Annotated in this window: 20 protein-coding genes and 1 pseudogene; 20 read left to right on the top strand and 1 reads right to left on the bottom strand. The window is 60.6% G+C overall.

The features are described 5' to 3' along the window. Positions 1-268 precede the first annotated feature (268 nt). The 4 genes from mutS to murJ all read left to right on the top strand — a co-directional run bounded on the left by mutS (position 269) and on the right by murJ (position 7,969). Entirely contained in the window at positions 269-2,998 is a 2,730-nt protein-coding gene (mutS, locus tag DTW90_RS07735; protein WP_132521628.1) for a DNA mismatch repair protein MutS, read from the top strand. A gap of 17 nt (positions 2,999-3,015) precedes the next feature. After that, complete coding sequence (locus DTW90_RS07740) at positions 3,016-3,309, top strand: hypothetical protein (protein WP_132520650.1); 294 nt, start codon at positions 3,016-3,018, stop codon at positions 3,307-3,309. Between the two features lie 158 nt (positions 3,310-3,467). After that, positions 3,468-6,371, top strand: a complete 2,904-nt coding sequence (locus DTW90_RS07745) for a [protein-PII] uridylyltransferase (RefSeq protein WP_149337484.1) — start codon at positions 3,468-3,470, stop codon at positions 6,369-6,371. Beyond that, positions 6,368-7,969, top strand: a complete 1,602-nt coding sequence (gene murJ / locus DTW90_RS07750; RefSeq protein WP_149337486.1) for a murein biosynthesis integral membrane protein MurJ — start codon at positions 6,368-6,370, stop codon at positions 7,967-7,969. Before DTW90_RS07745 ends, murJ begins: the two co-directional genes overlap by 4 nt. A 23-nt stretch (positions 7,970-7,992) precedes the next feature. Here the strand turns inward: murJ and DTW90_RS07755 are convergent. Beyond that, positions 7,993-8,367: pseudogene (locus DTW90_RS07755) on the bottom strand (DUF882 domain-containing protein); the annotation flags it as partial. Positions 8,368-8,869: 502 nt separating this feature from the next. Between DTW90_RS07755 and DTW90_RS07760 the strand changes: the two are divergent. From DTW90_RS07760 to DTW90_RS07835, 16 genes are all read left to right on the top strand, one after another. Continuing rightward, positions 8,870-9,265 carry a VOC family protein gene (locus DTW90_RS07760; protein ID WP_149337487.1) on the top strand — a complete coding sequence of 132 codons (396 nt, stop codon included), beginning with the start codon at positions 8,870-8,872 and terminating at the stop codon, positions 9,263-9,265. Positions 9,266-9,376: 111 nt separating this feature from the next. Continuing rightward, complete coding sequence (gene trpS, locus DTW90_RS07765) at positions 9,377-10,444, top strand: tryptophan--tRNA ligase (RefSeq protein ID WP_149337489.1); 1,068 nt, start codon at positions 9,377-9,379, stop codon at positions 10,442-10,444. 248 nt (positions 10,445-10,692) lie between these two features. Next, positions 10,693-11,184 (top strand): universal stress protein, encoded by a 492-nt coding sequence (locus DTW90_RS07770; RefSeq protein ID WP_132520665.1) that lies wholly within the window; start codon positions 10,693-10,695, stop codon positions 11,182-11,184. Between the two features lie 119 nt (positions 11,185-11,303). Continuing rightward, positions 11,304-11,870, top strand: a complete 567-nt coding sequence (locus DTW90_RS07775; protein WP_132520668.1) for a NifU family protein — start codon at positions 11,304-11,306, stop codon at positions 11,868-11,870. A 101-nt stretch (positions 11,871-11,971) separates the two neighbouring features. After that, complete coding sequence (gene tsaB, locus DTW90_RS07780) at positions 11,972-12,628, top strand: tRNA (adenosine(37)-N6)-threonylcarbamoyltransferase complex dimerization subunit type 1 TsaB (RefSeq protein WP_149337490.1); 657 nt, start codon at positions 11,972-11,974, stop codon at positions 12,626-12,628. Between the two features lie 2 nt (positions 12,629-12,630). Next, positions 12,631-13,125 carry an N-acetyltransferase gene (locus DTW90_RS07785; RefSeq protein ID WP_149337492.1) on the top strand — a complete coding sequence of 165 codons (495 nt, stop codon included), beginning with the start codon at positions 12,631-12,633 and terminating at the stop codon, positions 13,123-13,125. 39 nt (positions 13,126-13,164) lie between these two features. Then, positions 13,165-13,593: a Fur family transcriptional regulator gene (locus DTW90_RS07790; RefSeq protein WP_149337493.1), complete on the top strand. Its 429-nt coding sequence runs from the start codon at positions 13,165-13,167 to the stop codon at positions 13,591-13,593. Positions 13,594-13,623: 30 nt separating this feature from the next. Next, complete coding sequence (locus tag DTW90_RS07795) at positions 13,624-14,421, top strand: lysophospholipid acyltransferase family protein (protein ID WP_149337495.1); 798 nt, start codon at positions 13,624-13,626, stop codon at positions 14,419-14,421. A 49-nt stretch (positions 14,422-14,470) separates the two neighbouring features. After that, positions 14,471-15,868, top strand: a complete 1,398-nt coding sequence (miaB, locus tag DTW90_RS07800) for a tRNA (N6-isopentenyl adenosine(37)-C2)-methylthiotransferase MiaB (protein WP_149337497.1) — start codon at positions 14,471-14,473, stop codon at positions 15,866-15,868. 29 nt (positions 15,869-15,897) lie between these two features. After that, positions 15,898-16,956: a PhoH family protein gene (locus tag DTW90_RS07805; protein ID WP_149337498.1), complete on the top strand. Its 1,059-nt coding sequence runs from the start codon at positions 15,898-15,900 to the stop codon at positions 16,954-16,956. Beyond that, entirely contained in the window at positions 16,956-17,465 is a 510-nt protein-coding gene (gene ybeY, locus DTW90_RS07810; RefSeq protein WP_149337500.1) for an rRNA maturation RNase YbeY, read from the top strand. Before DTW90_RS07805 ends, ybeY begins: the two co-directional genes overlap by 1 nt. 5 nt (positions 17,466-17,470) lie before the next feature. Then, positions 17,471-18,649: a hemolysin family protein gene (locus tag DTW90_RS07815; RefSeq protein WP_149337501.1), complete on the top strand. Its 1,179-nt coding sequence runs from the start codon at positions 17,471-17,473 to the stop codon at positions 18,647-18,649. 91 nt (positions 18,650-18,740) lie between these two features. Next, a complete protein-coding gene (lnt, locus tag DTW90_RS07820) occupies positions 18,741-20,342 on the top strand; it encodes an apolipoprotein N-acyltransferase (protein WP_132520695.1) in 1,602 nt (533 codons plus the stop codon). Between the two features lie 155 nt (positions 20,343-20,497). Next, on the top strand, positions 20,498-20,917 hold the full coding sequence (locus DTW90_RS07825; protein WP_132520698.1) for a helix-turn-helix domain-containing protein: 420 nt from the start codon (positions 20,498-20,500) through the stop codon (positions 20,915-20,917). Positions 20,918-21,095: 178 nt separating this feature from the next. Beyond that, entirely contained in the window at positions 21,096-22,349 is a 1,254-nt protein-coding gene (gene metK, locus DTW90_RS07830; protein ID WP_132520701.1) for a methionine adenosyltransferase, read from the top strand. Continuing rightward, positions 22,346-23,047 carry a tRNA (guanosine(46)-N(7))-methyltransferase TrmB gene (locus DTW90_RS07835; RefSeq protein ID WP_132520704.1) on the top strand — a complete coding sequence of 234 codons (702 nt, stop codon included), beginning with the start codon at positions 22,346-22,348 and terminating at the stop codon, positions 23,045-23,047. The genes metK and DTW90_RS07835 overlap by 4 nt, the downstream gene beginning before the upstream one ends. The last annotated feature ends 54 nt before the right edge of the window (positions 23,048-23,101 follow it).

Raw genomic sequence — 23,101 nt, forward strand, 5'->3', positions numbered from 1 at the left:
CCTATAATGACGGTTTTTTTGGCTGACACGACGCTTTTGGGAAAAGTCGTCCTGTTACAAACGATTAAAATTTCCGCCTCGGCCTCAGATCGACCGACATGTGCCCTATGAAGGACGGCCCAGGCTTTTCAGCCGGTTTGGACGCGTCCTTGAAACCTCCTGTGGGCGAGCGGCTCGCCTTTCCCGATTGCTGTTGTCTTCTATAGCGGCGCGTGGATAGGGTGGCACCTCATTTTTCAGGAAAAACTGCACTGCCGTGAACGAACGAATGATCGCCAGCATCGATGCCTTCTCGGCTGCCGAACTCGCCACCGACGAAAGCCGGGCCTCGGCCACGCCGATGATGGAGCAATATATAGAGATCAAGGCGAACAATCCCGGTTCGCTGCTCTTCTATCGCATGGGCGATTTCTACGAGCTCTTCTTCGAGGACGCTGTCGATGCCTCCCGCGCGCTCGGCATCACGCTGACGAAGCGCGGCCAGCACATGGGCCAGGATATCCCGATGTGCGGCGTGCCGGTGCATGCGGCCGACGACTATCTGCAGAAACTGATTGCGCTCGGTTTCCGCGTCGCCGTCTGCGAGCAGGTGGAAGATCCGGCGGAGGCAAAGAAGCGCGGCTCCAAATCTGTGGTCAAACGCGATGTCGTCCGGCTCGTCACACCTGGCACCATCACCGAGGAGAAGCTGCTCTCGCCCTCGGAATCCAACTATCTGATGGCGCTGACCCGCATCCGTGGCGCAGGTGAGCCGCAGCTGGCGCTTGCCTGGATCGATATTTCGACCGGCGTCTTCCGTCTCGCTGAAACGGAAGCTTCACGGCTGCTCGCCGATATCCTGCGCATCGACCCGCGCGAGCTGATCCTGCCCGATACGATGTTCCACGATGCCGAGCTGAAGCCGGTCTTTGACGTGCTCGGCCGCACCGCAGTGCCGCAGCCGGCCGTACTTTTCGACAGCGCCAGTGCCGAAGGCCGCATCACCCGCTATTTCGGCATTTCGACCCTGGATGGTTTCGGCACTTTCACCCGCGCCGAACTCGCAGCCGCAGCCGCTGCGATCGCCTATGTCGAAAAGACCCAGATTGCCGAACGCCCGCCGCTCGGCAAGCCGGAGCGCGAAAGTGGCGCTTCCACCCTCTTCATCGATCCGGCGACCCGCGCCAATCTCGAACTGGCGCGCACGCTCTCGGGCGACCGCAACGGCTCGCTGCTGAAGGCGATCGATCGCACGGTGACGGGCGGCGGTGCCCGGCTTCTCGCAGAAAGGCTGATGTCGCCCCTGACCGATCCGGCTCGGATCAACGAGCGGTTGGATTCGATCGGCTTCCTGATGGAAGAGCCCTCGCTCTGCAGCGATCTGCGCGATGCGCTGAAACATGTCCCTGATATGCCGCGCGCCCTGTCGCGGCTGGCGCTCGACCGTGGCGGCCCGCGTGATCTCTGGGCGATCCGCCAGGGTCTGGGTGCCGCTGCCCATATCGCCGGGAAGCTTGCAAATGCGATGTTGCCGGAAGAACTGTCCATTGCGCTCGCCGGCCTGCGGGCGCTTCCTGACGCGCTTGAAGCAATGCTCGCAGGCACGCTCGCCGACGAATTGCCGCTTCTCAAACGCGACGGCGGTTTCCTGCGCGAGGGCGCCGATGCCGAGCTTGACGAGGTACGTGCGCTGCGCGACCAGTCCCGGCGCGTCATCGCCGGCCTACAGCTGCAATATGCCGACGAAACCGGCATCAAGTCGCTCAAGATCAAGCACAACAATGTGCTCGGCTATTTCATCGAGGTCACCGCGGGCAATGCCGGCCCGATGACCGACACATCGGAAGCCAAGGCACGCTTCATCCATCGCCAGACCATGGCAAATGCGATGCGCTTCACCACGACAGAACTTGCCGATCTCGAAAGCCGCATTGCCAACGCCGCCGACAAGGCGCTGACTATCGAGCTCGCAGCCTTCGACCGCATGGTGACGGCCGTCGTCGGAGAGGCCGAAGCGATAAAATCGGGAGCCCGGGCGCTCGCGATCATCGACGTCGCATCCGGCCTTGCGCTTCTGGCGGACGAGCAGGCCTATTGCCGCCCGCAGGTCGATGGTTCGAAAATGTTTGCGATCGGTGGCGGCCGGCATCCGGTTGTCGAACAGGCCCTGCGCCGGCAGGCCGGTGGTCCCTTCGTCGCCAACAATTGCGATCTCTCGCCACAGGAAGACGGCAGGGATGGCGCGATCTGGCTGCTGACCGGCCCAAACATGGGCGGTAAATCGACCTTCCTGCGCCAGAATGCGCTGATCGCCATCATGACGCAGATGGGCTCCTTCGTTCCGGCCGCATCCGCCCATATCGGCATTGTCGACCGGCTGTTCTCACGCGTCGGCGCCTCAGACGATCTCGCCCGCGGCCGCTCCACCTTCATGGTCGAGATGGTCGAGACGGCGGCGATCCTCAACCAGGCGACCGACCGCTCGCTCGTCATCCTCGATGAGATTGGCCGTGGCACCGCGACCTTCGACGGTCTCTCCATCGCCTGGGCCGCGGTCGAACACCTGCATGAGGCCAACCGCTGCCGCGGCCTCTTCGCCACCCATTTCCATGAGCTGACCGTGTTGTCCGAGAAGCTGAACCGTCTGTCCAACGCGACTATGCGCGTTCGGGAGTGGGACGGCGACGTCATCTTCCTGCATGAAGTCGGACCCGGTGCTGCCGATCGCTCCTACGGCATTCAGGTGGCCCGGCTCGCCGGCCTGCCGGCCTCGGTCGTTGCCCGTGCCCGCGACGTGCTGACCCGGCTCGAGGATGCCGACCGCAAGAATCCGGCCAGCCAGCTGATCGACGACCTGCCGCTGTTCCAGGTGGCGGTAAGGCGTGAGGAGGCAGCCGGGCGTCGCGGCCCCTCGAAGGTCGAGGAGGCGCTGAAGGCGCTCGATCTCGATGATTTGACTCCGCGCGGGGCTCTCGATGCCCTTTACGAATTGAAGAAAAAACTCGACAAGACGATCTGACGACGGAGACGGTGCCGATGTTCATGGAAAGCCTGGTTGGCGAGGTGCGCACGCTTGCACAGCGGTTCACCTCGATGGAGGCCGCCCGCAAGGCCGAGCCCGATGGTGAGCCGGTAGCCTGGCATTCCGCCCGCGGCATGCTCGATCTCGTCATGGCCTGCAATCAGATTTCCGAACTCAGCAGCAAGATCGCCAAGGCCGGCTATTGGGAATGCGAGAAGGAAACGCTGAACGAAATCGGTGCGCAATCGCGCCACGTTCTCTACAATGCCAGCGACTTGAGACGTACGATTGCGTCGCTGAGGCCTTGAAACCGCCGATTTGTACAGCAATGGCGTCATCTCGGCGCCATGACGACCGGGTAGATCACTGGGCTTTTCGATCGCTCTAAATTTGGCATTCTGTCAAATTTAACGGATCTCGTTCCTATATTGCCTGTGTCAATCGCCGGACAGAGAGGCTATAGCGCATGCAGACGAAACGACGGGCGCGCCAGGAAGAGGCTGCAGCCATCCAAGAGGACTCCGGTCAGCGCAGCATGGCTATGCATGATCTCGATTTTTCCGGCATTCTTGATATTGATCTTCTTCGAAAGCAATGCGATGCCGCTGCCGAAGCAAACCGCAACAGGCCGGATGTCCTTCGCGCCGATCTGCTCGCCCTTCTGAAAAAAGCGAGCGCTGAAGGTCGCGAGAGGGCGAGGGAATTGCTGGCTGAGGACGGTAGCGGGCTCAATTGCGCCTACCGTATTTCCTGGCTGCAGGACCAGATCATCACGCTGCTCTACGATTTCTCGACGACGCATGTCTATCCCAAGCAGAGGGATCGCTTTGCCGTTGCTGCGACCGGAGGCTACGGCCGTGATACGCTGGCGCCTGGCTCGGACATAGATCTACTCTTCCTCTTCATGCCGAAGCCGGACGAGGAGGTCCACAAGGCGGTCGAGTTCGTCCTCTACATGCTCTGGGACATGGGCTTCAAGGTCGGCCATGCCACCCGCACGGTCGAGGAAAGCATCCGTCTCTCCAAGTCGGATATGACGATCCGCACCGCGATCCTGGAGACGCGCTACATCTGCGGCTACGAGCCGCTGGTGCGCGAAATGGAGGCGCGCTTCGACAAGGAGATCGTCACCGGCACCGGGCCTGAATTCATTGCCGCCAAGCTTGCCGAACGCGACGAACGCCACCGCAAGGCGGGCGACACGCGCTACGTCGTCGAGCCCAACGTCAAGGAAAGCAAGGGCGGCCTGCGCGACCTGCACACGCTCTTCTGGATCTCCAAATATTACTACCACGTCCGCGACCCCGCCGATCTGGTCAAGGTGGGCGTACTGTCGAAGCAGGAATATCGCCTTTTCCAGAAAGCCGAGGATTTCCTCTGGGCCGTGCGCTGCCACATGCATTTCCTGACCAACAAGGCGGAAGAGCGGCTCTCTTTCGACATCCAGCCGGAGATCGCAAAGGCGCTTGGCTATCATGCGCGTCCCGGCCTCTCGGCCGTCGAGCGCTTCATGAAGCACTATTTCCTCGTGGCCAAGGATGTCGGCGACCTGACGCGCATTCTCTGCGCAGCGCTTGAGGACCAGCAGGCCAAGGCGACGCCAGGCCTGACCGGCGTGCTTAGCCGCTTCACCCATCGTTCGCGAAAGATTCCCGGCACGCTGGAATTCGTCGAGGATCGCGGCCGTATCGCTCTCGCCAATCCTGACGTCTTCAAGCGCGACCCGGTCAGCCTCATTCGCCTCTTCCACGTCGCCGATATCAACGGTCTGGAGTTCCATCCGGATGCGCTGAAGCGGGTGACGCGCTCGCTGTCGCTGATTGACAATGATGTGCGCGAGAACGAGGAGGCGAACCGCCTCTTCATCTCGATCTTGACCTCCAAGCGCGATCCCGCGCTCATTCTTCGCCGGATGAACGAAGCTGGCGTGCTTGGCCGCTTCATTCCCGAATTCGGCAAAATCGTCTCGATGATGCAGTTCAACATGTATCATCACTATACGGTCGACGAACATCTGATCCGCTCGGTCGACGTGCTTGCCGAGATCGACAAGGGCAAGGCCGACGACATCCATCCGCTGGTCAACAAGCTGATGCCCGCCGTCGAAGACCGGGAGGCGCTGTACGTCGCGGTCCTGCTGCACGACATCGCCAAGGGACGCCAGGAGGATCACTCGGAGGCCGGCGCCAAGGTGGCGCGCAAGCTCTGCCCGCGCTTCGGCCTGTCGCCGAAGCAGACCGAGCTGGTGGTCTGGCTGGTCGAAGAACACCTGATCATGTCGATGACGGCGCAGACCCGTGATCTGACAGATCGTAAGACCGTCACCGATTTCGCCGATCGCGTTCAATCTCTCGACCGACTGAAGCTGCTTCTGATCCTCACCGTCTGCGATATCCGCGCCGTAGGCCCCGGTGTCTGGAACGGTTGGAAGGGCCAGCTTCTGCGCACTCTTTACTATGAGACGGAACTCCTGCTTGCCGGCGGCTTCTCCGAGGTCTCGCGCAAGGAGCGGGCGGCGTTTGCCGCCGAGGCGCTCTACAATGCGCTTTCCGACTGGAGCCAGAAGGATCGCAAGACCTATACGAAGCTGCACTACCAGCCCTATCTGCTGTCAGTGCCGCTGGAAGATCAGATCCGGCATACGACCTTTATTCGCCAGGCTGATAAGGCCGGACAGACGCTTGCGACAATGGTGCGTACCGACAGTTTCCACGCCATTACCGAGATCACGGTCCTCTCGCCGGACCATCCGCGCCTGCTGACTGTCATTGCCGGCGCCTGCGCTGCTGCCGGCGCCAATATTGCCGACGCGCAGATCTTCACCACCTCGGACGGCAGGGCGCTCGACACGATCCACGTCAATCGCGAATTCCCCAATGATGAGGACGAACTACGCCGCGCCGCGACCATCGGCAAGATGATCGAGGACGTGCTCTCCGGGCGTAAACGCCTGCCCGAAGTCATCGCGAACCGTACGAAGAACCGCCGCAAAAACAAGGCGTTCACCATTCCGCCGTCGGTCGTCATCTCGAATACCCTGTCAAACAAGTTCACGGTCATCGAGGTCGAATGCCTCGACCGCACCGGTCTTCTCTCCGAGATTACCGCCGTGCTGTCCGACCTGTCGCTCGACATCCAGTCGGCACGCATCACCACGTTTGGCGAGAAGGTCATCGACACATTCTATGTGACCGATCTCGTCGGGCAGAAGATTTCCAACGACAACAAGCGAGCCAACATCACCGCGCGGCTGAAGGCGGTGATGGCCGGCGAGGAGGATGAGATGCGCGAGCGCATGCCGTCGGGCATCATCGCTCCTCCTGCCACGCGCTCGCTGAACGCTGAAAAGAAAGCCGATTCCGCCGCATGAGTCTCGTCAAGAAATTCGTAACTGTCGGCGGAGCGACGCTCGGAAGCCGTGTCTTCGGGTTCGCCCGCGAAACGCTGATGGCAGCTGCCCTCGGCACCGGCCCGATGGCCGACGTCTTCTACGCCGCTTTCCGCTTTCCGAACCTCTTCCGCAGGCTCTTTGCCGAAGGCGCCTTCAACGCCGCCTTCGTGCCGCTCTTCGCCAAGGAGATCGAGGCCCACGGCATCGACGGCGCCAAGCGCTTCTCGGAGGAAGTCTTCGGCGTACTGTTCTCAGTGCTGTTCCTGATCACCGTCGTCATGGAACTGGCGATGCCGCTGATCGTGCGCTGGATCATCGCGCCGGGCTTTGCCGACGATGCCGACAAGTTCGACCTGACCGTTCGGCTTGCGGCCGTCATGTTCCCGTATCTCATGTCGATGTCGTTGACGGCGATGATGAGCGGGATGCTGAATTCGCTGCATCATTTCTTCGCGGCCGCCGTTGCGCCGATCTTCCTGAACCTTGTGATGATCAGCGCGCTGTTCTACGCGATCTACTTTGGTGCCGATCCCTTGGCCACCGCCTGGTATCTGTCCTGGTCGGTGCTCGTCGCAGGCGTGCTCCAACTGCTGGTGGTCTATATCGGCGTGCGCCATGCCGGCATCAACATCGGTCTGCGCTTTCCGCGCTTCACGCCGAACGTCAAACGGTTGCTTCTCTTAGCCGTGCCCGCCGCCATTACCGGCGGCGTCACCCAGATCAACCTCGTCATCGGCCAGGCCATCGCTTCGAGCAAGGAGGGCGCGATTGCCGCCCTGCAATATGCCGACCGCATCTATCAGCTGCCGCTCGGCGTCGTCGGCGTCGCCGTTGGCATCGTTCTTTTGCCGGAGCTTGCCCGCGCGCTGAAATCCGGCCACGTCAAAGAGGCGGCCAATCTACAGAACCGTTCGATCGAATTCGTTCTGTTCCTCACGCTTCCCGCCGCCGTCGCCATCTGGCTGCTGTCGGACGATATTATCCGCGTGCTTTACGAGCGCGGGGCCTTCACCCAGAACAACACGACCCTCGTCGGTTCCATCCTTGCCATCTTCGGCCTGGGTCTGCCCGGCTTCGTTCTGATCAAGGCGTTGCAGCCGGGTTTCTATGCGCGCGAGGACACGAAGTCACCGATGCGCTTTACCGCGGTCGCGGTCTTCGTCAATTCGGCGCTGTCGATCCTTCTCTTCCCGATCCTTCACGAGCGCGGCATCGCGCTCGCCGAGGCTGTTGCGGGATGGCTCAACGCGGTGCAGCTCTTCGTGACGCTCTATCGCCGCGGCCACCTGACCTGGGAATGGGCGCTGGCACGTCGCACCATTCTGCTGCTTGTCGCGTCAGGCGCCATGGGGGGCGTCATCGTCTACCTGCTTCATCGCTGGGAGCCGCTTCTTTCCTCCGCCTCGACGCTACTGACCAAGACCGGCACCTTGGCCTTACTGATACTTGTTGCGATGGTCGTGTATTTCGTCGTCGCCTTCGTGATCGGCGGAGTGGATTTGGCGATGGTTCGTCGCAACTTGAACCGCAAGCGCCCTGCCGAGTCGTCCGCCGAAGCGATCAACGGCGAACCCTGACGGAAGAAGTGCCGTCCGCGCGAGCAGTAGTTCCAGAAGCGCTTCGGGCCGATATCGACGTGGACGATGCCGTTGCAATAAGTGCCGATGCCGCCGATCTCAGGCGCGCTGGCCGCGGCTGCGATCACTGCCCGATAGGACGCGCCGGGCACGCGGATGTCTGCCGCCATGCAGCGCCGGTGCAGCGAGCCCGTTCGGCTTGCATGTGCCCTTAGGCCTGAGGTGACGACGGGCTCGTGATGGGTTTCGGTGGCAATATGGGAGAGGATGTTGCGCAGCTTTTCCGGAAAGCAGCCAGCCTGGACGCTTACCGTCTGCAACATGTAAGACCGGCTCACCTCTTGATGAGAGTCGCTTGCTTCCCGATGCGATTCGCCTGTCTCCTGCCGATTGCCCATCGCGTAACGGCGGACGGGTTCTGCGTTGCCTGTTGCTGCGGAAAATAGAACGACCAGAATCACGAACGCGATCGAATAGGCTCGTTGCATTGACCTACCTCCGAGGCGAGCGTCCCGCCCGATGACCTCGAAGGAAATGGTTTTCCGGCTAAAAAATCTATACGTAAAAATATACTAAAATAGTAGTAAAATTACTCGCTAATTATCATTAAAAAACGATTAAAATCAAAAAGTGAGAAATATTCACATAAATTATTGATGTGTGCGGAGAGCTTTACTGGCCTGCCGGAGATGAAGAGCGCGGCGCAGGTGACGGTGAACTTTCAGAGACTTGCGACATCTATTTTGCTCGTCCGCTCCCGCCTGACTTGCTCTGTTCCGTTGACAAAAACACTGCCGGCCGTGACAGCGATGCTCGATTGGCGTCAGTCGTCGAGGCGGTGCCGCCGATCTTGACCTTGCTTCGCGATCGCCCGACAACATGCTGACATCGGAGATCGCCATGCCCCAACAGCTATTCCTCGTGACGCTCGTCGTCGACGATTATGACCGCGCCAAGGATTTCTATTGCGGCGCGCTCGGCTTCGATTGCCTCCAGGATCAGCCATTGCCGGAGGAGAACAAGCGCTGGGTGGTGATCGCGCCGAAGGGCGGGCACGGAGCTTCTCTGCTGCTGGCGCAGGCAGCGGATGAAAAGCAGAAAGCGGCGATCGGCAACCAGACGGGCGGCCGTGTCGGTTTCTTCCTGAAAACCGATGATTTCGCCCGTGATCATGCTGCGATGGTCGCAAGGGGCGTTCGCTTTCTCGAAGAGCCTCGCCATGAGGCCTACGGCACTGTCGCTGTCTTTGCCGATCCCTATGGCAACACCTGGGATTTGATTGAGCATTCTTCTTGAGGAGCGGCACTTCGCCTCTTGATCGCGACCGTGGCGCCATGCATAAGCCGCGACGTTAGCTACATGGGCGCGAGACGCCCTGGGGCCCTCCACCAGCCTATTGAGGACGACATGACATCAGAATTCAAGCCGCTCGTATTCTCGGGCGTTCAGCCGACCGGCAATCTCCATCTCGGCAACTATCTCGGCGCGATCCGCAAGTTCGTGGCGCTGCAGGAAAACAACGATTGCATCTATTGCGTCGTTGACCTGCATGCGCTGACGGCGCAGCTGGTGCATGAGGACATGCCCGGCCAGATCCGCTCGATCACCGCTGCCTTTCTTGCCGCCGGCATCGACCCGAAAAAGCATATCGTCTTCAACCAGTCGGCCGTGCCGCAGCACGCTGAACTCGCGTGGATCTTCAATTGCGTCGCCCGCCTCGGCTGGATGAACCGCATGACGCAGTTCAAGGACAAGGCCGGCAAGGATCGCGAGCAGGCTTCGCTCGGTCTCTATGCCTATCCGAGCCTGATGGCTGCCGACATCCTCGTCTACCGCGCCACCCATGTGCCCGTCGGCGATGACCAGAAGCAGCATCTGGAGCTTTCCCGCGACATCGCCATGAAATTCAATCTGGATTACATGGAGCACATTCGCCGGACAGGTTACGGCATCGACATCACCGTCGGCGACGAGCCGGTGCATGCCTACTTCCCGATGGTCGAGCCGCTGATCGATGGCCCGGCGCCCCGCGTCATGAGCCTGCGCGACGGCACCAAGAAGATGTCGAAGTCGGATGCTTCGGATCTGTCGCGCATCAACCTGATGGACGACGAGGAAGCGATCTCCAGGAAGATTCGCAAGGCCAAGACCGATCCGGAAGGTTTGCCGAGCGAAATCGCCGGCCTTGCCAACCGCCCGGAAGCCGACAATCTCGTCGGCATCTATGCGGCGCTTGCCGACAGGTCCAAGGCTGATGTGCTTGCCGAATTTGGCGGCCAGCAGTTCTCGGTCTTCAAGCCGGCCCTGGTCGATCTTGCGGTTCACACGCTTGCGCCGATCAATGCCGAAATGCGCCGCCTGATGGCCGATCCCGGCCATATCGACAGCGTCCTTCGCGACGGCAGTGAGCGCGCTCGCGCCCGCGCCGAAGTCACGATGAAGCAGGTGCGGGATATTATCGGCTTCATTTACTGAGGCTGAAAACCCCTTCCCAACCCCTCCCCACAAGGGAGAGGGGCTAAACCCGCCGCACCCTCGCAGCTCATGACCGGGCGAGTGGTCGCCGCGAGTCTTCTCCCCCCTTGTGGGGGAGATGCCCGGCAGGGCAGAGAGGGTCTTTCTAAAACGCCAGAGCTGCCTGAGGTGCCAGCAGGTTAATCCGCCGGCGCCCGACAAAATCGGGGGCTTGCAAAACCTCAAAATCAGGTGTCAGAGTCGCGCCCATGGTATCAACGCGACTCTCCAGGCTCGAAGGTCATCGCCGGAAATTCATGGCGGTGATCGACGGAACGCCCGAATGCCAGCGTGCCGTCCGCTATGCCGGCCGGCGGGCCAAAAATTCCAATGGCGGGCTCGTTCTGCTCTACGTGATCCCCGAAGGCGATTTCCAGCAATGGCTGGGCGTCGAGGAGATCATGCGGGCCGAGGCTCGCGAAGAGGCCGAGGCCGTGGTTGCCAAATCGGCCCAGCAGGTGCGCGAGACCATCGGCATCGATCCTGAGGTGGTCATCCGCGAAGGTGCTGTCACCGAGCAGATCAACGCCGCGATTGAAGAAGACCGGGACATTGCGATCCTTGTCCTCGCTGCCGGTTCCGCCAAGGAGGGACCCGGGCCGCTGGTCTCCTCGGTGGCCGGACGTGGTGCCGCCTTCCCGATCCCCGTGACGATCCTGCCGGACACGCTGACGGATGAGGAAATCGACGCGGTCGGTTGATTGCATTCCCTGCATTTCTTGAGTGTAAGGCTCTTGAATGCGGGTCTGAATAGGCATATCTCTTTTGAAGAATTCTAAAGATCGGGCAGGGTGGACGCGCCCGCCGCACGGAGACGACGATGTTCATACAGACCGAAGCCACCCCGAACCCGGCCACCCTGAAGTTCCTCCCCGGCAAGGTGGTGATGGAATCGGGCACGGCCGAGTTCCGCAACGCTGCGGATGCCGACGTTTCGCCGCTTGCTGCCCGTCTGTTCGAGATTCCGGGCGTCACCGGCGTCTATTTCGGCTATGATTTCATCACCGTCTCCAAGGAAGAGCAGGAATGGCAGCACCTGAAGCCTGCCATCCTCGGCTCGATTATGGAGCATTTCATGTCCGGCAAGCCCGTCATGGGCGCTTCGTCTTCGCGTGAAGAGGAACTCGATGCCGGCGGCGAATTCTTCGATGAGGGCGATGAAACCATCGTCCTGACCATCAAGGAATTGCTCGACACCCGCGTTCGTCCGGCGGTGGCCCAGGATGGCGGTGACATCACTTTCCGCGGCTTCCGCGATGGCAAGGTCTATCTGAACATGAAGGGGTCCTGCGCCGGTTGCCCGTCGTCGACGGCGACGTTGAAGCACGGCGTGCAGAACCTGCTGCGCCATTTCGTGCCTGAAGTTCAGGAAGTCGAAGCCGTTTAAGGCAATTCCGGAAAAGCGCGAAACGGCTTCCCATCCGGATCGCGTGAAAATTCGGAATTGCATGAAAACCAACTGAAGCCGGCCTTTCGGATATTTCTTAAATGATCGTACTGGCGCTCGACACGGCAGGTGTTGATTGTGCTGTCGCTGTGTATAATAGCGATGGAGATTCTGTGCTTGGGGAGGTCACGGAAACGATCGGGCGAGGGCATGCTGAACGTTTGATGGCAATTCTCGACGAGACTTTGGCGAAAGCCGGTCTCGGTCTGGACGCTGTTGATCGCATCGCCGTGACGATTGGCCCCGGCTCCTTCACCGGCATTCGCGTTGGCGTCGCTGCAGCCCGCGGTCTCGCCTTGTCCCTCGGCATTCCGGCAGTAGGCGTGACGACTCTGGAAACCATGGCCGCCGCTGCACTCGAGCAAGCGCCCGGCCAGCCGGTTCTCGCAGCCCGAGATGCCAAGCGCGACGAAATCTATCTCCAAACCTTCGACGAACACGGTGCGCCCACCAGCGAGGCACAGGCGATGTCTGTTGCCGACGCCCGGACGCTTGCTGGCGGGTTCGACGGTACGGTCACAGGCTCTGCCGTTCCGCTCCTCAAAGGTGAGCCGGCGAATGATCAGCCCGACAGTTTCCCGATCGGCCTCGTCGCCCGGCTGGGGGCGCTGAAACCCGTCGGCGAAAAGCCGAAGCCGATTTACCTACGTGGACCTGATGCCCGGCCGCAGGCCGGCTATGCCGTTGCCCGGATATGACCATGCTCGAATCCTATCTCACCCTGAAGCCCGAATTCGAGATCGTGATGATGGAGCCGCAGGATTGCCACGCGGTGTCCGTCCTGCACGCCGAGCGTTTTCCAAGAGCCTGGAATGACGGCGAGTTTCATAGCCTTTTGAGTCAGGAGCCGGTCTTCGGTTTCGTCGCCCGCCAGACCAATGCCTTCCTGAGGAAGCCGCTTCCGGGTTTCGTGCTCGCAAGGCACGCCGCCGGTGAAGGTGAGATCCTGACGATCGCCGTGCAGCCGAAGCTCGCGCGGACGGGGCTCGGCTGGCGGCTGATGCAAGCGGCCCTGCGCGAAGCCCAGGCTCGCGGCGGCGAGACCATGTTCCTCGAAGTCGATGGCGGCAATGCGCCGGCGCTCGGCCTCTATCGCAAGCTCGGCTTTGAGAAGGTCGGCGAGCGAAAGGCCTACTACGCGGATGAGAAAGGCGCAAAATCGACGGCGCTTGTCATGCGCCGCGTTCTTCGCTAGTCCCTATCGGAAACGAAATAGCCGCGAAGACCGCCTGCCATGACCGATCCCACCAAGACCCTGGAGGAGCTGTGCGCCGAGCGCGGGATGCGCATGACCGACCAGCGCCGGGTGATTGCCAGGATATTGCAGGAATCGGAAGATCATCCTGACGTCGAGGAGCTTTATCGACGCTCCGTCGAGGTCGACAGCAAGATCTCGATCTCCACGGTCTACCGCACCGTCAAGCTTTTCGAGGATGCAGGCATCATCGCCCGCCACGATTTCCGCGACGGCCGCTCCCGCTATGAGACACTGCCGGAAGAGCACCACGATCACCTCATCGATCTGAAGAATGGGACCGTCATCGAATTCAGCTCTCCCGAGATCGAGGCGCTGCAGGAGCGCATTGCGCGGGAGCATGGCTTCCAACTGGTGGATCATCGGCTTGAGCTCTACGGAATTCCGCTGAAGAAGGACGAGCGTTGAGGTGATGCCGGAAGCCCGGGAGACGACATATTGACTTATTGGCTGCGCATGGCCTGTGCCGCCATCGTCATATCGGTCGTCAGTCTGTTCATGCTGCCGCTGCAGATGCTCTGCCTCCGTTTCGGCTGGAAACTGAGCCGCTATCTGCCACGCATCTGGCATCGCGTTCTCTGCTATTGGCTCGGCATCCGCATCCATGTCATCGGCACGCCTGAACGGCGCCGGCCATTGATGCTCGCCTCCAACCATTCGTCCTGGCTCGATATTCTCGTCCTCTCGGCCGTCGCCGACGTTGCGTTCATCGCCAAGATCGAGGTGCGTGACTGGCCGATCTTCGGTCTCCTCGCCCGGCTGCAAAACAGCGTCTTCGTCGTCAGGGAGCAGAAACGATCGACCGGCAACCAGGTAAACGAGATTGCCGAGCGCATGGCAGGCGGCGAGATCATGGTGCTGTTTCCCGAAGGGACAACCTCCGACGGCAACCGGTTGCTGGAGGTAAAATCCTCGCTCTTCGGAGCCGCGGCCGCAGCTTTGCCAGGCGCGCCGAACGGCACGGTTTATGTCCAGCCGGTCGCCGTCGCCTATACCCGCATTCACGGTCTCGCCATGGGACGTTATTATCGCCCCGTTACCGCATGGCCCGGCGATATCGAGCTGCTGCCGCATCTGAAAGGTATCCTGGCCTGCGGCGCGATCGATGTGGATGTCTGCTTCGGCGAGGCCGTTGAATATCGCGCCGACAGCAACCGCAAGGAAGTCAGCGCCACCATCGCCAGCCGCATCCGCACCATGCTTACAAGCCGGTTGCTGGGACGCGAGATCGACTGATCTCAAGATTTCGATTTTCACCGAGATTAAAAACCACTAAATAGCGGCCATGACCCAGGAAAGCGCAGTTCTCGACGCCCCGGATACCGTTGTCCGTGATGGCTCCAACACCCGTAAGGTCTTCATCAAGACCTATGGTTGCCAGATGAATGTCTACGATTCCACGCGCATGAGCGATGCGCTGGCTAAGGACGGCTACGAGCCGACCGAAGACATGGAAGAGGCCGACCTAGTCCTGCTCAACACCTGCCATATCCGCGAAAAGGCCGCTGAAAAGGTCTACTCGGCGCTTGGCCGCCTGCGCGACATGAAGAAGCGCAAGGCAGCCGACGGTCGCGCGATGATGATCGGCGTGACCGGCTGTGTTGCCCAGGCCGAAGGCGAGGAAATCCTGCGCCGCGCGCCTGCCGTGGACGTCGTCATCGGCCCGCAGACCTATCACCGCCTGCCCCACGCGCTGCGCCGCGCCAAGGAGGGCCAGCGGGTCGTCGATACGGAATACGCGCTCGAGGATAAGTTCGAGCATTTGCCGATCGCCGAGAAGGGCAAGATCCGCTCGCGCGGCGTCACGGCTTTCCTGACCGTCCAGGAAGGCTGCGACAAGTTCTGCACTTTCTGCGTGGTTCCTTACACTCGCGGCTCGGAAGTATCCCGGCCGGTTCAGCAGATCGTCGAAGAGGCTGAGAAACTTGTGGACGGAGGCGTCCGCGAAATCACGCTTCTCGGCCAGAATGTCAATGCCTGGCACGGCGCCGGCCCGAACGGTCAGGCCTGGAGCCTCGGCGACCTGCTCTACCGTCTGGCGGAAATTCCAGGCCTTGCCCGGTTGCGCTACACGACCAGCCATCCCCGCGACATGGACGACCGCCTGATCGGCGCCCATAGCGATCTGCGCAAGCTGATGCCCTATCTGCACCTGCCGGTCCAGTCGGGTTCGAACCGCATTCTGAAGGCCATGAATCGTCGCCATACGACGGCAGAATATCTGGCCTTGATCGATAAAATCCGCTCTGCACGCCCCGATATCGCCCTTTCGGGTGACTTTATCGTCGGTTTTCCGGGGGAGACAGAGGAGGATTTTGCGGATACACTAAAGCTCGTGGAGGATGTGCGTTACGCTCAGGCCTTCTCGTTTAAATATTCAACGCGCCCTGGTACACCCGGCGCGGAACTGAAGGACCAGGTGCCCGAAGAGATCAAGGCTGATCGGCTGGAACGTCTGCAGGCGCTGCTTCTGAAGCAGCAGCAGGAGTTCGCCGAGGCCTGTGTGGGCAAGGTCATCGATCTCCTGCTCGAAAAGCCCGGCAGAATGCCCGGACAGTTGATCGGCCGATCCCCCTGGCTTCAGTCTGTGAATGTTGATGCAAAAGCATCGCAAATCGGTGACATTATTAACGTGCGAATCACCGGAACCAGCACGAACAGCTTATTTGCTGACGTGGTATAGGTTTCGGACAGCCAAAGGAGCCTGACCGCTTGAACGGACAAGAATTGGTTTCTTCCTCATCGCGCCAGCCACGCATCGCGAGCGACGCCAATCACTTCGTCCTGACGTTCGAGAACAATAGGTTCGCCAGCGAGCTATTTGGTCAGTTCGATCAGAATCTGAAGCTTCTTGAAGAGCGGCTCGGCATCGATGCCCGCGCCAGGGGCAATTCCGTTGTCATCACGGGGGATGTGCTCACCACCAACCAGGCGCGTCGCACGCTCGACTATCTCTATGACAAGCTGCAGAAAGGCGGGAGCGTGGAACGATCCGACGTCGAGGGCGCAATCCGGATGGCGGTTGCCACCGATGACCAACTGAGCCTGCCGACCATGGAAAAGAAGGCAAAGCTCACCATGGCGCAGATTTCCACCCGCAAGAAGACCATCGTTGCGCGCACGCCGACGCAGGATGCCTATATGCGGGCGCTGGAACGCGCCGAGCTCGTCTTCGGCGTCGGTCCGGCCGGCACCGGCAAGACCTATCTCGCCGTCGCTCATGCCTGCCAGCTTCTGGAGCGCGGCGCCGTCGAAAAGATCATCCTGTCGCGTCCGGCCGTGGAGGCCGGCGAGCGTCTCGGCTTCCTGCCAGGCGACATGAAGGAAAAGGTCGATCCCTATCTGCGCCCGCTCTATGACGCGCTTTACGACATGATGCCGGCCGACAAGGTCGACCGTGCCATTACCGCCGGCGTCATCGAAATCGCGCCGCTCGCCTTCATGCGCGGCCGTACGCTTGCCAACGCGGCCGTCATCCTGGACGAAGCGCAGAACACGACCTCGATGCAGATGAAGATGTTCCTGACGCGTCTCGGCGAGAATTCGCGGATGATCATCACCGGCGACCCGAGCCAGATCGACCTGCCGCGTGGCGTGAAGTCCGGCCTCGTCGAGGCCTTGCACCTACTCCACGACATCGAGGGCATCTCGATCGTGCGCTTCAAGGATACGGATGTCGTCCGTCATCCGCTCGTCGGCCGCATCGTCAGGGCCTACGACGCCACCTATGCGGCGCCGGCTGATGGCATCGAGGTCGACCGACAGAACTGATGCCGCAACTCGATATCCAGATCAGCGTCGAAGAGGGCGACTGGCCCTCTGAGGAGACGCTTCAGACGCTTGCAGAGCGCGTTCTCGGCACGGCCGCGACCTACCTGCACAAGGTTGCCGGTCAGCCATTCCCCGAGGTAGCGCCGGAGCTTTCGCTGGTCTTTACCGACGATGCCTCGATCCGGGAGATCAACGCGGAATGGCGCAGCCAGGACAAGCCGACCAACGTGCTCTCTTTCCCGGCCTTTCCACTTCAGCCCGGCAGCAAGCCGGGGCCGATGCTGGGTGATATCATCATCGCCAGGGAGACGGTGGAGCGCGAGGCGGTCGAACTGGAAAAGAGTTTTGACGACCATCTGACGCACCTTATGGTGCACGGCTTCTTGCATCTCTTTGGGTACGACCATATGAATAATGCAGAAGCCGAAACTATGGAGGGCCTCGAGACTCGCATTTTGGCGAACCTTGGCCTATCTGATCCCTATGCGGGGCAAGACCCGATCGATTAGGAACCATGAGCGACTTTACAGCGAAGCCGGCCACCGAGGCCAAAGACGGTGCCGACGCCTCCTCCGATGAGGGTGGCAGTAGTAGCAACGGCAAGCACGTCAACCGATCATCCTTCTGGACCCGGGCAACTCGTATCTTGCGTCCGGCGCAGGGTTCCCGGTTGCGCGAGGATCTTGCCGATGCGCTGATGACCGATGCGGCAGGCGACGATGCCTTCTCGCCCGACGAAAGGGCGATGCTGCACAACATCCTGCGCTTCCGCGAAGTGCGCGTTGCCGACATCATGGTGCCGCGCGCCGATATCGAGGCGGTGGACCAGAACATCACCATCGGCGAACTGATGATCCTCTTCGAGGAATCCGGTCGCTCCCGCATGCCGGTCTATTGCGACACGCTCGATGATCCGCGCGGCATGATCCATATCCGCGATCTTCTTTCCTATGTGGCAAAGCAGGCGCGCAACAAGCGACGGGCGCCTGCGAAATCGACAAAGGCAGCGCCGGCGCCGATCGTCGAGATCGTTGCCGAAAACATTCAGAAGGCGCCGCGATCGGCCAAGCCGAATTTCGATCTCGCCCGGGTCGATTTGCAGAAAACCGTCGCCGAAGCCGGCATCATCCGCAAGATCCTCTTCGTGCCGCCCTCGATGCTGGCTTCCGATCTCCTGCGCCGCATGCAGGTCAACCGCACGCAGATGGCGCTGGTCATCGACGAATATGGCGGCACCGACGGCCTCGCTTCTCATGAGGACATCGTCGAAATGGTCGTCGGCGATATCGATGACGAACATGATGACGAAGAAGTGATGTTCAAGCAGGTGTCGGAGGATATGTTCATCGCCGATGCCCGCGTCGAGCTGGAAGAGATCGCCGAGGCGATCGGCCCTGATTTCGACATCAGCGAACAAGTGGACGAGGTCGACACGCTCGGCGGCCTGATCTTCTCTGCACTTGGCCGCATTCCTGTTCGCGGCGAGGTGGTTCAGGCCCTTCCGGGCTTTGAATTCCACATTCTTGATGCCGACCCCCGGCGCATCAAGCGCGTGCGCATCACCCGCAAGCGCCACGCCGTCCGCCGCCGTCCGGCCAAGACGGATGGTGATGGCAGCACGCCGGACCGCGAAGCCCCGACGCCGGACAATCTTCCGGACGATCCGGCTGCCGGACGGAGCGCTGCCGGCTAAGCCGGCGGCTTCCCTTACGAAACACGACAAGACGCCGCTTTTTTGAAAGACTGCGCATCAGGTGATTCGCGGCAAAGATAGGAGCGCGCGCATGGAATGGCTTGCGGGCAGGATCATTCTCGCATGGGGTTTCAAGCGCGCATTATTGGCCATTCTCGCAGGGGCGATCGGCGTTCTGGCATTGCCGCCCTTCGGCTTCTTCGCCGCCATGTTCGTCTCCTTCACGCTGCTGGTCTGGCTGTTGGATGGGGCGGCAGCGGCGCCCGGCAGCGGCTTCCTGCGGCGGCTCTGGCCGGCCTTTGCCACCGGCTGGCTGTTCGGCTTCGGCTATTTCGTCGCTGGCCTCTGGTGGCTCGGCCATGCGCTTCTGATCGATGCCGATGAATTCGCCTGGGCCCTGCCGCTGGCAATCCTCGGGCTGCCTGCCTTCCTTGCCATCTTCTATGGCGTGGCGACGGCGCTCGCCCGACTGGTCTGGTCCGACGGCATGGGGCGGATCGCCGCCCTGGCCCTCGGTTTCGGCATTCTCGAATGGCTGAGAACTTTCGCCTTTACCGGCTTTCCCTGGAACGCCATCGGCTATGGCATCATGCCGATCCCTCTCATGATGCAGTCGGCGCATCTGGTCGGGATGCTCGGAGTGACGGTCCTTGCCGTGTTCGTCTTCTCGGCCCCCGCCCTTCTCGGCACCCGCCAAGGCGCCGCGCCGGGGATCGGCCTTGCCATCATCTTTTTCGCCGCCCATCTCGGCTATGGCTATTACGCCCTGCATCAGCCGGAGCCGCCGGCCGATGCGGCTGGGAAAGCGCCGATCGTGCGCATCGTTCAGCCGGAGATCGATCAGGAAGACAAGATGGATACGGATGCGGACCGCGCTGCGATCTTCGAGAAGCATCTGTCGCTGTCAGCGCAGCCGCCGAAGGACGGCGGCAAGAAGCCCGATATCATCGTCTGGCCCGAGACTTCGATCCCCTTCATCCTGACCGATAACCAGGACGCCCTGACGCGCATTGCCGACGTCCTTGATGACAACCAGATCCTGATTGCCGGAGCCGTCCGCGCCGAGGACATGGGGCCGGGTGCGCCGCCGCGCTACTATAATTCCGTCTATGTCATCGATGGGAAAGGCCAGATCATAGGTGCCTCGGACAAGGTCCATCTCGTGCCCTTCGGCGAATACGTGCCTTTCGAGAACATCCTGCAGAACCTCGGCATAGAGAATGTGGTCGAAATGCCGGGCGGCTTTTCCGCCGCCTCGCGCCGGTCGCTGCTGACGCTGCCAAGTGGGGTGAAGCTCTATCCGCTGATCTGCTACGAGATCATCTTTCCGGACGAAATGACGCCGGATATCACAAAAGCGGATGCTATTCTTAACGTTACAAATGATGCCTGGTTTGGCGAGACACCCGGACCCTTTCAGCATTTCCAGCAGGCGCGCGTCAGGGCTGTCGAGCAGGGGTTGCCGCTGATTCGCAGCGCCAATACCGGGATCTCGGCGTTTGTCGATGCTCACGGACGTTTGATTTCCGGAATCGATTTTAATCAGCAAGGATTTGTCGACGCTACTCTGGGTAGTGCAACTCATTCGTATATCAACGATAAGGAAAGGAGAATATACTTCTGGTTGATTGTGGGAGGTATGGGTTTGATCGCTCTGATTTCACGTCTGGGTTTTATTTCAAGGGCGAATTGACCAAAAACCCCTAAAATTGCATAGTGGATTTCGTGGACCTTCTTAACGTAAATTAGAAGGCTGTAAGCACCTCATGTACAACGTGGCGTTATGGGGTGCTTCAAGGGCGGGCCGGGTCGCAGGATTACAATTCAACCGTTTGTTAGGGCTAAATGATGATTGAGAATAAAAAGAAGCCGAACCCGATCGATATCCATGTCGGCAGTCGGATCCGCCTCCGGCGCACTATGCTTGGCATGAGTCAAGAAAAATTGGGCGAAAGCTTGGGAATTACGTTCCAGCAAATCCAGAAGTATGAGAAGGGCACCAACCGCGTTGGCGCCAGCCGTCTGCAGAACATCTCGAGCATTCTTAACGTTCCGGTTTCCTTCTTTTTCGAGGATGCGCCGGGCGAGCAGTCCGGAGCGCTGACCGGCATGGCCGAGGCCTCCAGCTCGAACTACGTTGTCGACTTTCTGTCCTCCTCGGAAGGTCTTCAGCTCAACCGCGCTTTTGTGAAGATTTCCGACTCCAAGGTCCGCCGCAAGGTAGTGGAACTGGTCAAGGCTTTGGCCGCTGAGGCCGACGCGGAATAATTCATTCATATTTGAATATGCAAAAGGCGGCCTATTTGGCCGCCTTTTTTGTGTTTTCTGCAAAAAATTACCAATATCGGCCCCATATAAAGATATATTTATGTCCTTCTGTGCCTTGTCTTTCCGTCGCGAACTGACTAACACTGAAGGAAGATTTGTTCTTTGAGGGGAATCCCACATGCGCGCGAATTACCTGTTTACCAGCGAGTCAGTTGCCGAAGGTCATCCGGACAAGGTTTGTGACCGTATCTCCGACGAAATCGTCGATCTTGTTTACCGCGAAGCCGCCAAGACCGGCGTCAACCCCTGGGGCGTGCGCATTGCTTGCGAAACGCTGGCCACGACCAACCGCGTCGTCATCGCCGGCGAAGTTCGTCTTCCGCCGAGCCTGATGAAGAAGGACAAGAACGGCAACGACGTCATCAATCCGTCGAAGTTCAAGGCCGCCGCGCGCCGCGCCATCAAGGATATCGGCTACGAGCAGGACGGCTTCCACTGGAAGACCGCCAAGATCGACATCCTGCTGCATTCGCAGTCGGCTGACATCGCTCAGGGCGTCGACAACGCGTCCGACCAGCAGGGTGACGAAGGTGCCGGCGACCAGGGCATCATGTTCGGCTACGCCTGCAAGGAAACGCCGGACCTCATGCCGGCTCCGATCTACTATTCGCATAAGATCCTGCAGTTGCTCTCGATCGCCCGCAAGAAGGGCGAGGGCGAAGTCGCCAAGCTCGGTCCCGATGCCAAGAGCCAGGTCACCGTTCGCTACGTCGACGGCAAGCCTTCGGAAGTGACCTCCATCGTGCTCTCCACCCAGCACCTCGACGAGAGCTGGGATTCTGCCAAGGTTCGCTCCGTCGTTGAGCCCTATATCCGCGAAGCTCTCGGCGATTTGCCGATCGCTGCCGATTGCAGCTGGTACATCAACCCGACCGGCAAGTTCGTCATCGGCGGACCGGATGGCGATACGGGCCTGACGGGCCGCAAGATCATCGTCGACACCTACGGCGGTTCGGCAGCCCATGGCGGCGGCGCATTCTCCGGCAAGGACACGACCAAGGTCGACCGTTCGGCCGCCTATGCCGCACGCTATCTCGCAAAGAACGTTGTTGCTGCCGGCTTTGCCGATCGCTGCACGATCCAGATCGCTTACGCTATCGGCGTTGCTCAGCCGCTGTCGATCTATGTCGACCTGCATGGCACCGGCAAGGGTGTAACGGAAGATCAGGTCGAGTTCGCGATCCGCAAGAGCATGGACCTGTCCCCAACAGGCATCCGCCGTCATCTCGATCTCAACAAGCCGATCTACGCCAAGACCTCTGCTTACGGCCATTTCGGTCGCAAGGCTGGCCGCGACGGCTCGTTCTCCTGGGAGCGCACGGATCTGGTAAAGGCGCTCAAGGAAGCGCTGAACACCCGGGAAGCTGCATGACGGAACCGGAGCGCCGGAGCCGGGCGACGGAAGCATTCTACGGCCGGCGCAAGGGAAAACCCTTGCGCGAGCTGCAGGCCGAAAAGCTGAAGACGCTGCTCCCGGCATTCCTGATCGACCTCTCAGCGGCTCCCCCGGAGCCGCTGAGCAAGCTTTTCCCGGTGCCGGTCGAAAGATTGCGCCTGGAAATCGGCTTCGGCGGTGGGGAACATCTGATCCATCGTGCGCTGGAGCAACCTTCGACCGGCTTTGTCGGCGTAGAGCCCTTCGTCAATTCCATGCAGAAGCTCTTGTCGCGCATCGACGATACGGGCGCGCGCAACATCCGCGTCTATAATGACGATGCGACGCAATTGCTGGACTGGCTGCCGGACGCCTGCTTCGATCAGATCGACCTGCTCTATCCGGACCCGTGGCCGAAGCGGAAGCATTGGAAACGGCGCTTCGTCTCGAAGGTCAATCTGGACCGCTTCCATCGCGTCCTGAAGCCCGGCGGTCTATTCTGCTTTGCGTCTGATATTGATACCTACGTCAACTGGACGCTGCAGCACTGCCGCGACCACGGCGGTTTCGATTGGCTGGCCGAAAATGCAGCCGACTGGCTCACTCCCTATGAGGGTTGGCCGAGCACGCGCTATGAGGCCAAGGCCCGGCGCGAAGGGCGATCGTCCGCCTATCTGACGTTCCGCAGGATCTGATTTCCACCTTGCCTCGAAGCATCGCCTGCGATCTATTCGCCGGCGTCAACGGGG

The organism is Neorhizobium sp. P12A, assembly GCF_008365395.1.
GTDB lineage: Bacteria > Pseudomonadota > Alphaproteobacteria > Rhizobiales > Rhizobiaceae > Rhizobium.